This is a genomic window from Salmonella sp. 2020_1459 (assembly GCF_043847915.1).
Lineage (GTDB): Bacteria > Pseudomonadota > Gammaproteobacteria > Enterobacterales > Enterobacteriaceae > Salmonella > Salmonella enterica.
In genome coordinates, this window is the sequence record NZ_JBCMFA010000001.1 from 734,043 (window position 1) to 747,947 (window position 13,905).

12 protein-coding genes are annotated in these 13,905 nt (G+C 54.0%); 2 read left to right on the plus strand and 10 right to left on the minus strand.

Annotated features, from left to right (window positions below; genetic code table 11):
- Nucleotides 1–26: 26 nt before the first annotated feature.
- From plsX to yceD, 3 genes are all read right to left on the minus strand, one after another.
- Nucleotides 27–1,106 carry a phosphate acyltransferase PlsX gene (gene plsX / locus ACH0VJ_RS03770; RefSeq protein ID WP_001537207.1) on the minus strand — a complete coding sequence of 360 codons (1,080 nt, stop codon included), beginning with the start codon at nucleotides 1,104–1,106 and terminating at the stop codon, nucleotides 27–29.
- Between the two features lie 133 nt (nucleotides 1,107–1,239).
- Nucleotides 1,240–1,413, minus strand: coding sequence for a 50S ribosomal protein L32 (rpmF, locus tag ACH0VJ_RS03775; RefSeq protein WP_000290727.1), 174 nt, complete (start codon nucleotides 1,411–1,413; stop codon nucleotides 1,240–1,242).
- Nucleotides 1,414–1,464: 51 nt separating this feature from the next.
- On the minus strand, nucleotides 1,465–1,986 hold the full coding sequence (yceD, locus tag ACH0VJ_RS03780) for a 23S rRNA accumulation protein YceD (protein ID WP_001174492.1): 522 nt from the start codon (nucleotides 1,984–1,986) through the stop codon (nucleotides 1,465–1,467).
- A 197-nt stretch (nucleotides 1,987–2,183) separates the two neighbouring features.
- On the opposite strand from yceD, the gene ACH0VJ_RS03785 reads away from it, so the two are divergent.
- Nucleotides 2,184–2,768 carry a nucleoside triphosphate pyrophosphatase gene (locus ACH0VJ_RS03785; protein WP_001137607.1) on the plus strand — a complete coding sequence of 195 codons (585 nt, stop codon included), beginning with the start codon at nucleotides 2,184–2,186 and terminating at the stop codon, nucleotides 2,766–2,768.
- Between the two features lie 71 nt (nucleotides 2,769–2,839).
- On the opposite strand, the gene ACH0VJ_RS03790 is transcribed toward ACH0VJ_RS03785, so the two are convergent.
- The 3 genes from ACH0VJ_RS03790 to rluC all read right to left on the minus strand — a co-directional run bounded on the left by ACH0VJ_RS03790 (nucleotide 2,840) and on the right by rluC (nucleotide 5,127).
- Nucleotides 2,840–3,064: a hypothetical protein gene (locus tag ACH0VJ_RS03790; RefSeq protein ID WP_000528428.1), complete on the minus strand. Its 225-nt coding sequence runs from the start codon at nucleotides 3,062–3,064 to the stop codon at nucleotides 2,840–2,842.
- Nucleotides 3,065–3,268: 204 nt separating this feature from the next.
- Nucleotides 3,269–4,012 (minus strand): DUF3053 domain-containing protein, encoded by a 744-nt coding sequence (locus ACH0VJ_RS03795; RefSeq protein ID WP_077907595.1) that lies wholly within the window; start codon nucleotides 4,010–4,012, stop codon nucleotides 3,269–3,271.
- A 155-nt stretch (nucleotides 4,013–4,167) separates the two neighbouring features.
- On the minus strand, nucleotides 4,168–5,127 hold the full coding sequence (gene rluC / locus ACH0VJ_RS03800; protein ID WP_000846313.1) for a 23S rRNA pseudouridine(955/2504/2580) synthase RluC: 960 nt from the start codon (nucleotides 5,125–5,127) through the stop codon (nucleotides 4,168–4,170).
- A gap of 573 nt (nucleotides 5,128–5,700) precedes the next feature.
- Here rluC and rne point away from each other — a divergent pair.
- Nucleotides 5,701–8,907 carry a ribonuclease E gene (gene rne, locus ACH0VJ_RS03805; protein WP_000827451.1) on the plus strand — a complete coding sequence of 1,069 codons (3,207 nt, stop codon included), beginning with the start codon at nucleotides 5,701–5,703 and terminating at the stop codon, nucleotides 8,905–8,907.
- Between the two features lie 256 nt (nucleotides 8,908–9,163).
- Here the strand turns inward: rne and flgL are convergent, their stop codons facing one another.
- The 4 genes from flgL to ACH0VJ_RS03825 form a co-directional block, all read right to left on the minus strand.
- The gene (gene flgL / locus ACH0VJ_RS03810) at nucleotides 9,164–10,117 is read right to left on the minus strand and encodes a flagellar hook-associated protein FlgL (protein ID WP_001223032.1); all 954 of its coding nucleotides are present in this window, start codon (nucleotides 10,115–10,117) and stop codon (nucleotides 9,164–9,166) included.
- A 14-nt stretch (nucleotides 10,118–10,131) separates the two neighbouring features.
- The gene (gene flgK, locus ACH0VJ_RS03815; RefSeq protein ID WP_000096425.1) at nucleotides 10,132–11,793 is read right to left on the minus strand and encodes a flagellar hook-associated protein FlgK; all 1,662 of its coding nucleotides are present in this window, start codon (nucleotides 11,791–11,793) and stop codon (nucleotides 10,132–10,134) included.
- A 64-nt stretch (nucleotides 11,794–11,857) separates the two neighbouring features.
- A complete protein-coding gene (flgJ, locus tag ACH0VJ_RS03820) occupies nucleotides 11,858–12,808 on the minus strand; it encodes a flagellar assembly peptidoglycan hydrolase FlgJ (protein WP_000578680.1) in 951 nt (316 codons plus the stop codon).
- A complete protein-coding gene (locus ACH0VJ_RS03825; RefSeq protein ID WP_001518955.1) occupies nucleotides 12,808–13,905 on the minus strand; it encodes a flagellar basal body P-ring protein FlgI in 1,098 nt (365 codons plus the stop codon). The genes flgJ and ACH0VJ_RS03825 overlap by 1 nt, the downstream gene beginning before the upstream one ends.

Below are 13,905 nucleotides of genomic sequence, written 5' to 3' on the forward strand. Positions count from 1 at the left end.
CTGGCGGCGCCGGGGAGACAACGATATTATCTGTGCGCCCGCAGGTTTACGCCTTTGCCATCGTCCAGCGGTTCAAATCCGGCTGGGTATACAGATTCCAGGCGAGCGGCAATTCGCTGAGGAACTTGTCGCTGCACCGCCTGCACTGCCTGTTCAATCGCGACTGCAAATGCTCGCTGATTGGCCGCACCATGACTTTTTATCACCGTGCCGCGCAATCCTAACAGACAGGCGCCATTATACTGGTCGGGGTTGAGGTGACTGAATCGCCTCGTCAGGCTTTTTTGTAACCAACGTTTTAATAACAGCAGCCACCACGACCGTTTTTTCCCCTCGCCCTGTGATTTCAGCAGTGAAAGGAACATTCTGACAACCCCCTCCATCGTTTTAAGTGTGACATTGCCTGTAAAGCCGTCACACACCAGTACATCGGTTTTTCCCGTCAGTAACTCATTCGCCTCAAGGTAGCCGATGTAATTGATGGTTGGGACTGTTTTTAACATTAAAGAGGCTTCGCGAATACTGTCGAGGCCTTTGGTTTCTTCTTCCCCGATATTGAGTAGCGCCACGCGGGGATTTTTGATCCCGACGACCTCTTCCGCCAAAACGGCGCCCATCACGGCAAACTGCACCAGCATGGTACTGTCACAGTCGACGTTGGCACCCAAATCAAGCACTACCGTTTTGCCCTTTTGCTGGTGCGGTAATACCGTCACCAACGCCGGACGCTCAATCCCCTCAAGAGGCTTGAGGAATAATTTCGCCAGCCCCATCAGCGCCCCGGTATTACCGGCGCTAACGCAAGCTTCGGCTCGGCCTTCTTTCACAAGCTCCAGGGCCACACGCATGGATGTCCCGCGACTGGCGCGGATCGCCTGCGAAGGCCGGGCATCACTGGCAATAACTGACTGTGCAGGGATAATCTGCAGACGCGAACGTTGTTCAAAGTCAGCTTTGGCAAGTAATGGCGTGATAATATCGGGATTCCCGACTAAAAGAAGAGTGAGCTGCGAATTAGCGTTCAGTGCCTGCAATGCTGCAGGCACCGTCACGGAAGGACCAAAATCGCCCCCCATGACATCTAACGCCAGGGTTAGACGTGTCAAGGTATCGTCGCTGCCTGGTTCGGTGTTCTCCGCTTACGCGGAGAAATCCTCACTAAGCTTTATCACGCTTGTACTCTTCGGCTTTTACACCACAGGCACGCCTGTGATGCAAAAGGCATCGAGTATCGCGCGATTACTTAGCGATGACCTTACGGCCGCGGTAGTAACCGTCGGCAGTGATGTGGTGACGCAGGTGTTTTTCACCAGAAGTTTTGTCTACAGACAGGCTGGTGACTGCGGTCAGAGCGTCATGGGAACGACGCATGCCACGTTTGGAACGGGTTGGTTTATTCTGTTGTACGGCCATGGACCTTACTCCTCAATTACGGTTTATCCCTGCGTCCGCGGGGAAGACCTGTTACTTACGCTTTAAGCTGGCTAATACGGCAAATGGGTTTGGCTTTTGCGCTTCATCAGGCAGTTCGCCAAAGACCATGTCCGCCTCGGACACTTCACAGTGTTCAGAATCATGCACCGGAACTACCGGCAAGGCGAGGATGATTTCATCTTCAACCGTCGCCAGCAGATCGATTTCGCCGAATTCGTTTACCTCAATCGGCTCATACGCTTCCGGCAGTGCTTCAGCCTGCTCGTCGGAACGGACAGGGCTAAAACAATACGTTGTGTGAACCTGATGGGTAAACGGTTTCCCGCAACGCTGGCATTCGAGCGACACCGTAACGACCGCATCGCCGGTTAAAACGGCGAGACGCTGGTTATCGATAGCGAACGACATGGAGCATTCCACATCACTGTCCACACTGACTACAGATTCGGCAACGCGCTCAACCTGATCGGGGGTATAGATACCCTGGTAATCAAGGCGTTTTTGAGCGGTACGAACCGGATCAAGAGTCAGGGGTAATTTTACCTTTTGCATAGGGCGCGCATATTAACTTCGTAACGTCATATAGTCAAAGAAAAAGGCAGCCTGCGGTTGCCTTTTGCCAATAATTCGCACACATTGCGGGTTACAGACTTATTTTCGCTCAAGACGAGTCAGTATGACAGGCTTGAAGACCGAAGAGCATAGTTTAAGATGGCTCTCATCATTACGCTATATCTGAGGGAAAAAATATGCCCCGTCTCATCCTTGCGTCTACCTCTCCCTGGCGTCGCGCGCTGCTGGAAAAGCTGACGATTCCTTTCGAATGCGCCGCGCCGGATGTTGATGAAACCCCCATGCCGGGCGAAGCGCCGCGTCAGTTGGTGCTGCGGCTGGCGCAGGCGAAGGCGCAATCGCTCGCCGCGCGTTTCCCGAATCATTTGATTATTGGCTCCGACCAAATTTGTGTTCTGGACGGTGAAATCACCGGCAAACCGCTGACGGAAGAAAAAGCGCGTCAGCAATTAGCCAAAGCCAGCGGAAATATTGTGACGTTTTATACCGGACTGGCACTGTATAACTCCGCCTCCGGGCAATTACAAACCGAAGTGGAGCCTTTTGACGTTCATTTTCGCCATTTAAGCGAAGCGGAAATAGACGACTATGTCCGTAAAGAGCATCCGCTGCACTGCGCGGGAAGTTTTAAAAGCGAAGGTTTAGGCATTGCATTATTTGAGCGCTTAGAGGGCCGCGATCCGAACACGCTGATCGGCTTGCCGCTTATTGCCCTGTGCCAGATGCTGCGACGGGAGGGCTTCAACCCGCTACAGCAGTAAACGGCCTACTCTGTAGGCTTTTCAAATACCCCTAAAAGCCGTTTCTGCACGTGTTGGTAGTTATCTCCCGTTTATTGGGGAGCAGTTTCGACCGCTTCCAGTTCTAACCAACTGGAAAGCGCTTGTTGTGAACAATTTAGCGCCTGCCGATCTTCACTCTCTTCGTGCGGGCCCGTTTCCTGGTCAATCCATTCACCGACCAGAAAAAAAGCATTGGCATTACGAACCGATGTACGGTGCGTTTTATCCCATAGGGTATCAACAGCGGTATACGTGCGCGTTAATGAATTCCCCATCTCAGTTCAGTTTTGTAAAAACACGTGTTCTCAATACTCGCTGACGCGCTCTACGGCGTCAAAAGCGGCTTACGAACTTATTCTCGCGAGCAACTCTCAGGACGTTTACTGTCCTGAAACCTTCCCTTTGCGACTCGTTAAATTCCATCTCGCGATGAGTTTACGCCCTCCCCCGAACATTGCTTCACCTCACGACACATTCCTTTAATTAACGCCGCCAGCATCAGCCGCATCTTGTTGACTATTTATAAATTCAACCATCTGCTGAGTAAGATGGTTTATATCATTCTGCGTAATGAAAAAATTAAATTGTTGATCCTGAAAGTGTTCTTTTGCTGCCAGGTCGGCAAAAACCGCTTTTCCATTCGTTTCAAAGCGGACTTTATTTCCCTGTTTTTGCAGAAACTCGCCCATTGCGACCAGTTGGTCGAGCCGCTTTCCGCGCAGAAAATAATAGCGAGTCATCGTCTCATCCAGCGGTGTTACGGTTCTATTCCACGCAGCGTCAAAGACAGGCTTCACATCAGCGGGGAGCTTTAAAGCAGAATATTTTTTTCTGTTTTCACTACTCACATTTTTCAACCGAAGGATAAATCGATTGTTTACGTCACGAGCCACACGTAGCTCGTTCAGGAAAACCAGATTATCACGCTCAGACTGGATAACACCGGTGATCTTATCCTCCTGGCCGGTCTCATACACCACAGCAAAGATTTGCCCGTAGGCAGCTAATAGTACATCGTAGTCATCGGCGTAATGACCAAAAGCCTGACGTTGGGCTGGCGTCAACTCACAGACGCCCACCACGGGAGACGTAATGACTTGCGTATTCAAATACTCAACGAAAGCCCGTCGTGAACTATCGCCCTTTCCTTCGCAACCGGTCAGCATCGCGATCACGAGCGGCACGATAACGTATTTTCCCCAACGCTGAGTAAATGAGCGCATCCAGCTAGTATTGGCCATCTGTTCGTCCTTAAACACGCCGAAATCCGGATCGCAAGAATAAACAGTACACAACGGTAAAAATGCGTCGGATACAGCAAAACAAAAATATTATGAGAAAAGTGAGATTCGGGCAGATAACCTGCCCGAGAGAGGAACTATTTTGCGTTACGCAGCACCTGCAGACAGCGCTTCAGGGCGTTATCCATTGGCGCTTCAATGCGCATGACTTCGCCCGTTCCCGGATGCATGAACTTCAGCGCCGCGGCGTGCAGAAAGAGACGTTTAAGACCGGTTCCCGCTTCGGTAAGTTGTTGATCAAACTCACGGTCGCCGTAGCGATCGTCGAACGCAATAGGGTGACCGGCATATTGGGTATGTACGCGAATCTGATGCGTACGGCCCGTGACCGGGCTACAGCGCACCAGCGTGGCGAAGGCATAGCGCTCTTCCACCTTGAAGCGCGTTTCTGACGGTTTGCCTTCCTGGCTCACGCGAACAATGCGTTCGCCGCTTTGCAGAATGTTCTTTAATAATGGCGCCTGTACGGTTTTAACGTGCGATTGCCACTGGCCGCGCACCAGCGCCAGATAATCTTTCTGCATTCCCTTTTCGCGCAGTTGCTCATGCAGCGAACGCAGCGCGGAGCGTTTTTTCGCCACCAACAGCACGCCGGAGGTATCGCGGTCAAGACGATGCACCAGTTCCAGGAATCGCGCTTCCGGACGCAACGCCCGCAGCCCTTCGATGACGCCAAAACTTAACCCGCTCCCGCCGTGTACGGCGGTGCCGGAAGGCTTATTCAGCACCAGAATATGGTCGTCTTCATACAAAATGACGTCCGCCAACGCCGCCACTTTTTGCAAATGCGGCGACACGGCCTCTTCTTCGCGTTCAGCAACGCGAACCGGCGGAATGCGGACTTCATCGCCCGCTTCCAGTTTGTATTCCGGTTTAATGCGTTTTTTGTTCACCCGCACCTCGCCTTTACGCAAGATGCGATAAATCATACTTTTTGGTACCCCTTTCAGTTGGGTGCGCAAAAAGTTATCAATGCGTTGCCCCGCTTCGTCAGCGGCGATGGCAACAATTTTTACGGATGGCGTTTCTGTTTTCATGGGGGGCGATTCTAAATAGCCTGTGAGATTCGCGCCACACATTTTTCTATGCTTATAGAGACGTCTACGCCAGTGGATGAACATTTTTCACTGCGGTTTTGCTGGTTATTAAAGCGATTGGCTCGCGCTGGTGAAAAAACTGTGAGTAAGCGGGTGATAAATGGTAAAAGTCATCTTGCTATAACAAGGTTAGCAGTGGAATAATGATGCGGTTTCCGCACCGAAACTTGTTAAAACAAAAAGTTTAGCGGAATAACCCATTTTGTCTGACCGATCATCAACGCAGCAATGGCGTAAGACGTATTGATTTTTCAGACAGTTAGCGGGCTGCGGGTTGCAGTCCTTACCGGTAGATAGGATCTTCTCTGGAGAGTAATGCCCAGGCTGCTTCCCTGATAATTGCGCTGTGTTTCCGTATGAAATACAGGCAACCGACACTCTGCGCCTCTTTGAGCTGACGATAACCGTGAGGTTGGCGACGCGAAATAGTCACGAGGCCATCGGTTCATGCCCGGTAAGGCGTCACCATGCCCGCAGCTTAGTCGTCAACGTAAGAATAATGAGTAAGTTACGATGAAAAGAATGTTAATCAACGCGACTCAGCAGGAAGAGTTGCGCGTCGCCCTTGTAGATGGGCAGCGTCTGTACGATCTGGATATAGAAAGCCCCGGACACGAGCAGAAAAAAGCGAACATCTATAAAGGCAAAATTACCCGTATTGAACCGAGCCTGGAAGCGGCTTTTGTTGATTACGGTGCAGAACGCCACGGTTTCCTCCCGTTAAAAGAAATTGCCCGCGAATATTTCCCCGCTAACTACAGCGCTCATGGTCGCCCGAACATTAAAGACGTGTTACGCGAAGGCCAGGAAGTCATTGTTCAAATCGATAAAGAAGAGCGCGGCAACAAAGGCGCGGCGTTAACCACCTTTATCAGTCTGGCGGGCAGCTACCTGGTGCTGATGCCGAATAACCCACGCGCGGGTGGTATTTCCCGTCGCATTGAAGGCGACGATCGTACCGAGTTAAAAGAAGCGTTGGCCAGCCTGGAACTTCCTGAAGGGATGGGGCTTATCGTACGTACCGCGGGCGTGGGTAAATCCGCCGAAGCGTTGCAGTGGGATTTAAGCTTCCGCCTGAAACACTGGGAAGCCATTCAGAAAGCCGCTGAAAGCCGTCCCGCGCCGTTCCTGATCCATCAGGAAAGCAACGTCATCGTACGCGCGTTTCGCGACTATCTGCGTCAGGATATCGGTGAAATCCTGATCGACAATCCAAAAGTGATGGAAATGGCGCGTCAGCATATCGCCGCGTTGGGCCGCCCGGATTTTAGCAGCAAAATTAAGCTATACACCGGTGAAATCCCGTTGTTCAGCCATTACCAGATCGAATCACAGATCGAGTCTGCGTTCCAGCGTGAAGTGCGCCTGCCCTCCGGCGGCTCCATCGTCATTGACAGTACCGAAGCGTTAACCGCCATCGATATCAACTCCGCCCGCGCGACTCGCGGCGGCGATATCGAAGAAACGGCGTTTAATACCAACCTGGAAGCGGCCGATGAGATTGCCCGCCAGTTGCGTCTGCGCGACCTGGGCGGCCTGATCGTTATCGACTTTATCGATATGACGCCGGTACGTCACCAGCGCGCGGTAGAAAACCGTCTGCGTGAAGCGGTACGTCAGGACCGGGCGCGTATTCAGATTAGCCATATTTCCCGCTTCGGCCTGCTCGAAATGTCTCGTCAGCGCCTGAGCCCGTCGCTGGGCGAATCCAGCCATCACGTGTGTCCGCGCTGTAGCGGTACCGGCACCGTGCGCGATAACGAATCTCTGTCGTTGTCCATTCTGCGCCTGATTGAAGAAGAAGCGCTGAAAGAGAATACGCAGGAAGTCCATGCCATTGTTCCGGTGCCGATCGCCTCTTATCTGCTTAACGAAAAACGGACGGCAGTTAACGCTATTGAGACGCGTCAGGATGGCGTCCGCTGTGTCATCGTCCCGAACGATCAGATGGAAACGCCGCACTATTCCGTGCTGCGTGTACGCAAAGGGGAAGAAACGCCGACCCTGAGCTACATGCTGCCGAAGCTGCACGAAGAAGCGATGGCGCTGCCTTCTGAAGAAGAGTACGCCGAGCGTAAACGCCCGGAACAGCCTGCGCTGGCGACATTCGCTATGCCAGATGTGCCTCCGGCGCCGACGCCTGTCGAACCGGCGGTTAGCGTCGCCACGGCGAAAAAGGATAATGTTGCCGCCGCGCAGCCTGCCCAGCCGGGTCTGTTTAGCCGCTTCCTTAACGCGCTGAAACAACTGTTCAGCGGTGAAGAAACGAAAGCCGTCGAAACAGCCGCGCCGAAAGCGGAAGAAAAAGCGGAGCGTCAGCAGGATCGTCGCAAGCCACGGCAGAACAACCGTCGCGATCGTAACGAACGCCGCGACACCCGTGATAACCGTGCCGGACGTGACGGCGGCGAGAGCCGCGACGATAATCGTCGTAACCGTCGCCAGGCGCAGCAGCAAAATGCGGAAACGCGCGATACCCGCCAGCAGGAAACGGCGGAAAAAGTGAAAACCGGCGATGAGCAGCAACAGACTCCGCGTCGCGAACGCAGCCGCCGCCGCAATGATGACAAGCGCCAGGCGCAGCAGGAAGTAAAAGCGCTTAACCGCGAAGAACAGCCTGTCCAGGAGACCGAGCAGGAAGAACGCGTTCAGCAGGTTCAGCCGCGCCGCAAGCAGCGTCAGCTTAATCAGAAAGTCCGCTTTACCAACAGCGCAGTGGTTGAAACGGTTGACACGCCGGTCGTCGTCGACGAACCACGCCCGGTTGAAAACGTTGAACAGCCCGTTCCAGCGCAGCGTACCGAGCTGGCGAAAGTTGATTTACCTGTCGTTGCCGATATCGCGCCGGAGCAGGATGATAGCGTAGAACCTCGCGATAATACCGGTATGCCGCGTCGCTCCCGCCGTTCTCCGCGCCACCTGCGCGTAAGCGGTCAGCGTCGCCGTCGCTATCGTGACGAGCGCTACCCGACACAATCGCCAATGCCGTTAACCGTCGCCTGCGCGTCGCCGGAAATGGCGTCCGGTAAAGTCTGGATCCGCTACCCGATTGTCCGTCCTCAGGAAACGCAGGTTGTTGACGAGCAGCGTGAAGCAGATCTGGCGCTGCCACAACCGGTTGTCGCTGAACAGCAGGTTATCGCTGCGACCGTAGCGCTCGAACCACAAGCGTCGGTACAGGCGGTAGAAAACGTTGCCGTTGAGCCGCAGACCGTCGCCGAACCACAGGCGCCGGAAGTCGTCGAGGTCGAGACAACGCATCCGGAAGTGATTGCCGCACCGGTTGATGAACAGCCGCAACTGATTGCCGAAAGCGATACGCCGGAAGCGCAAGAGGTTATTGCTGACGCCGAACCGGTAGCAGAAACCGCCGACGCGTCCATTACGGTGGCTGAAAACGTAGCTGATGTTGTCGTTGTCGAGCCAGAAGAAGAGACAAAAGCGGAAGCGGCTGTTGTGGAGCACACGGCAGAAGAAACCGTTATCGCACCGGCCCAGGTGGTGGAAAAGCCGCAGGACGTTGTCTGCGTTGACGACGATCATAACCACGCCAGCGCGCCGATGACGCGTGCGCCAGCGCCGGAATATGTGCCGGAAACCCCGCACCATAGCGACTGGCAGCGCCCTTCCTTCCACTTTGAAGGTAAAGGCGCAGCAGGCGGACACAGCGCCACACGCCACGCCAGCGCCCCGGCAACACGACCACAGCCGGTAGAATGATGTAAATGCTGATACAAAGCCGACCGCCAGGTCGGCTTTTTTATGCCCCTTACAGGGCGATGCCTCACCCCATGGCGTCTTTTAGTCACTCCAGGCGTTTATGAGATCGGGCGGGATAATACGTACGGATGGCGTCGCTACGGGCGCGACAATATGACCACTAACTCAATGACGACTAAAAAAATGCCCGCGCCGGGGTGGATGGCGCGGGCAGACAAAACATATCCAGTTTCGTGATATGTTTCAAAAAGAGGCGTTACCGGTTCAACTGGAAAAGCGACATTCCCTGCATGTCGGTAAACGTTTTATAGGACGCCTGTAATGCCGCCTGTTGCATGACGTAGGAGGAGATGACCGAGTTCCAGTCCACATCTACCAGGTTGCTCATCTGCAGTTTCTGTCCCAGCGCACGATCGCTTCCCAGTGAATCCAGCGTACTGAGTTCGCTCAGTTGCGTTCCCAGTTCCGCACGAACGGTCAGGACGTTATTAAGCGAATTTTTTAAGCCGCGATTGGTTTTATCAATGGCGGCAGCGGCCTTTTCTTTTTCCACGTCATTGCCTTCCACCGGGGTCTTGAGTGCGGCAATTGCCGTATCGAGCATGACAAACAGATTCTTTTCGGAGTCCGAGCCATCCGGTTCCGGCACCGCATTGCTGGTGATGCTATTAAAAATTTGCGCTCCCGTATGGCCAATTACCATCGTGCGTGCGGAATCCACCTGCTGGGTAACACTTTTCTCGCCGCCATGATAACCACCTGTCGCCTGGTCGAATGGCGCCGCTTCCGTTTTATACCCGGCAAAGATATAGCGACCATTGCCGTCAGTGCTGTTTGCCAGGTTCATCAGCTGATCGCGGATGCCCTGTAAATCCGTCGCCAGCGACGCGCGGTCATCGTCGCTTAACGTGCCGTTTCCGGCATAGACGATTTTTTCCTGCGCGGTTTGAATCGCCGTCGTCACCTGACTGAGTACGCTTTCTTCCAGCGACACTTTTTGGGTGGCAAACGTACGCGCCAGGGCGTACTGGCTATTCTGCGCCTGCGCCTGAGAGAGTACTACCGCCTGCGACGCGGCGATCGGATCGTCAGATGGGTTGGTAACGCGCTTACCGGTAGACATCTGCTCGCCCAGCTTCATCCATTCGGCCTGAGAATTAGTGATGCCGCTCATATTTTGTTCGTACATCATCTGGGTACTGATACGCATGTCATCCTTCTCCTTTAGCGAATATTCAATAACGCATCAAACAGCGCATTCGCGGTCTGCAATACTTGCGCATTCGCCAGATAATACTGCTGATAACGCTGCAAATTGCCGTACTCTTCGTCGAGGTTAACGCCGGAAACCGACTGTTGCTGTTTATAAAGCTGTTTAACCACATTCGCCTGCGTGGTGCTGCTGGTTTTCAGCGTTGACGTTTTGTTACCCACATCGCTGACCAACGTGGCGTAAGCATCGTTAAAGGTTTTGTTGCCGCCCACTACGTTGCTGTTTTGTAAGTCCAGCAATGCCTGACCATTGCGGTTATCGCTGTCGCCGGTATCCACATCAGGATCGAGTTTTGACTCAGACGCCATCGCAATCTCGGCTTCATTTGTCACTTTAACGTTCATGTCGACGATAGCATTGCTGACCGGCTTGAGAAGAAAACTGTCGTTTTTCTGTGCGCCAGTCCCTACCGTCACTTTCAGACCGTCAATCTCCAGTTTTCCGTCAGCATCTTTTGTCGCCGTGAAAGTGGTGTTATCCGCAGTGCGAGTAACCTGCCAGTCTGTACCGTCAAAAACAATCTTATAATCCGTCGCCTGAACCTTCGTGCTGTCGACCACCTTAGCGGTTAGCGATACCGTTTTATCGGCATTATTACTGTTGCTATATACCACCGGCGAGCCAATGCTAAAGAAGTCTTTCCCTTTATTGCCGTCGGCGTCATAACCTTTGGTATGCTGCGCGTTAAACGCATCGGCAAACGCCAACGCCAACTGGCCCAGCGTATTACGAGTCTGATCCAGATCCTGAGAACGGAACGTCAGTAGCCCGCCGAGCGAACCGGTGTTCAGCAACTTTTCCGGAATTTCGATGTTACCGGCGGCCTCATCGACATAAGCGACAGTCGTTCGCGTCGGGTCGGCGCTGGAGGGAACCGCCGCCAACTGACGCGCCGTCGACCCCTGCACCAGCGTATAGCCATTGGCCATCGTCAGGTTATAGGTGCCGCCGTCCTGTACACTCACCTCGACGCCAACGATCTTGTTAAGCTCGCTGACCAACTGATCACGCTGATCGAGCAGGTCGTTCGGCGATGCGCCCGCGCCTACGCCCGTCATACGGGAGATTTGATCGTTCAGGTTAGCTATCTGCTTCGCGTAATTGTTGATTTGCGCCACGCTGGAGCCAATCGCGATATTGACCTGTTTATCCTGATCGCGCAGATACTGATCGGTGGTTTTGAACTGGTTTACCAGCCCTTCCGCTTTACCAATCAGCGCCTGACGCGCCGCAGGATCTTCCGCGTTACTGACTAACGTTTGCAGGCTGGTAAAAAAACTCTGCAGCGAGCCAGACAGTGAGCTGGATTTATCGGCCAGCAGGTTGTCGATTTTCGACATTTGTTCATAGCGCGTGGTTAAGCCGCTGCTCTGGTTTTGCGCGCCGCGTAGCTGATTAGTGATAAACGCATCATATTCGCGCTGTACGCCTGAAACGTAAACGCCATTACCTATCCAGCCGCCAGCCCCTAACGTACTGTTTGCCTGCGCCAGAATAGTTGTCTGCCGGGTATAACCCGCAACGTTATAATTGTTGATGTTATTACTGACCGTATTTAACGCGGCCTGCGCGGCGTTAAGTCCGCTCATGGCGTGATTAATCAAGCTGGACATGATGGTTCCTTTTAATCCTTCAATACTCGTTGTTATCGGCAGCGACTACGTGGACTTGAGCAATTTAAAAGAGATTGTCGAGATTCGCGCTGTAGGTTTTGCTGACCTTTTCACTCATCGCTTTCAACTGCTGAATCATGCTGGTCAATTTACGCGCGTAATTCGGGTCAGTGGCGTATCCGGCGTTTTGCAGGGCCACTGCGCCTTGCTCTGCCGTGGCGGCAGTGGTCACGGCAGCGTAGCGTGGGTTACGCGTTAACAGCGCGACATAATCCGATAACGCCTCCAGATACGAGTTATAGACGCGGAATTTCGCTTTCACTTTTTTCGCTTCGCCATTTTCGTATTCAGTGGTGGTGATTTCCGTCACCGGCCCTTTCCAACTGGCGGTCGCTTTCACGCCAAATACGTTATAGCTGGGTTCGCCATTCTCCCGCAGGATTTGCCGTTGCCCCCAGCCGGACTCCAGCGCCGCCTGCGCCAGAATCAGATGATGCGGCACCCCGCTTTGTTCGCTGGCCAGCCTCGCAGGGAGCGAAAGCCGGGCCAGAAAGTCTTTACTGTCGCCGGAGAGCGGCGCATCGCTGCTGTCCGGCGTTTTCGGTATGGCTTTGCGCACCAGTTGGGTCAGCGCCTGATTTTGATAGCTGTTTACCGTCTCCAGGGAGAATTTAAGCGGTACTTGCGGCGCATCATCTGCAGGCATCGTCTGCCCGCCCGTCATCTGTTTAACCATCATATCCGCCAGCCCCAGTCCCTTACCGGCGGTCATCTGCTGGGCGATCTGCTGGTCATACATGCTGGTATACAGACGCGTCTGATCGCTGCTGAATAAACCATCTTTGGGTAAAGCCTCGCGCATACTTTTCAGCATCATCTGCACAAACATCCCTTCCACCTGACGGGCCACAGGACGGATATTCGCCGCCGGGTCCTGGCCCGCTTTCGCTTTCAGTTCGTTCAGAGATTGCGCATCCCAGGCCGCGCTGGCCAGCAATTTACCGTCTCCGATCATCAGATGATTTCCAGTTTGGCGCGTAGACAGCCCGCGCTCTGCATGGACTGCAAAATCGACATCAGGTCCATCGGCGTCGCGCCAAGCGCATTCAGCGCACGCACTACGCTGTTCAGATTGGCGCTGGAACGCACGCTCTGTAGCGATCCGCCGCTCTGACGCAAATCTATTTGAGTCTGTGGCGTCACCACGGTCTGCCCGCCGCCAAATGGCGTATTCGGCTGGTTGACGTTGAGCTGGCGATTGACTGTCACTGACAAATTGCCCTGCGCCACAGCGCAGCTATCCAGCGTGACTTCCCGATTCATGACCACCGAACCGGTACGCGAGTTGATCACGACTTTTGCATCCTGCGGCGTCACGTTGACTTCCATATTTTGAATGTCCGCCAGAAAACGCACCTGCGAGCTGTTGCCGCTGGGCACGCGTACCTGTACCGTTCGCGCATCAAGCGCAGTGGCGCTGCCGTAACCGCGGGCGCGGTTGATGGCGTCGGTAATTTGCTGCGCCATCGTAAAATCTTCGTCGTTCAATTGCAGATTAATGGTGTTGCCAGCGCCGAACTGAGTCGGCAACTCGCGTTCGATAATCGCGCCATTAGTGATGCGCCCGCCATTAAGCTGGTTAACCTGCACGCTACTGCCGCCTGCGGAAGCGCCCGCGCCGCCGACCAGAATATTGCCCTGCGCCAGAGCATACACCTGGCTGTCCACCCCTTTTAACGGCGTCATTAATAACGTCCCGCCACGCAGACTTTTAGCGTTCCCCATTGAGGAAACGACGACATCGATCGTTTGTCCCTGTCGCGCAAAAGGCGGATACGACGCCGTCACCATCACCGCCGCCACGTTTTTCAACTGCATGTTGGTGCCGGTGGGGACCGTAATCCCCAGTTGTGACAGCATGTTATTCAGCGTCTGGGTGGTAAATGGCGTCTGGGTGGTCTGGTCGCCCGTACCGTCCAGCCCAACCACCAGCCCGTAGCCGATCAGCGAGTTTTCCCGTACTCCCTGGACACTGGTCAGATCCCGGATACGCTCGGCATGCGCCAGAGTGGCAACCAGTGCCAGAACGATTCCTGCAAGAGCTTTAAACAC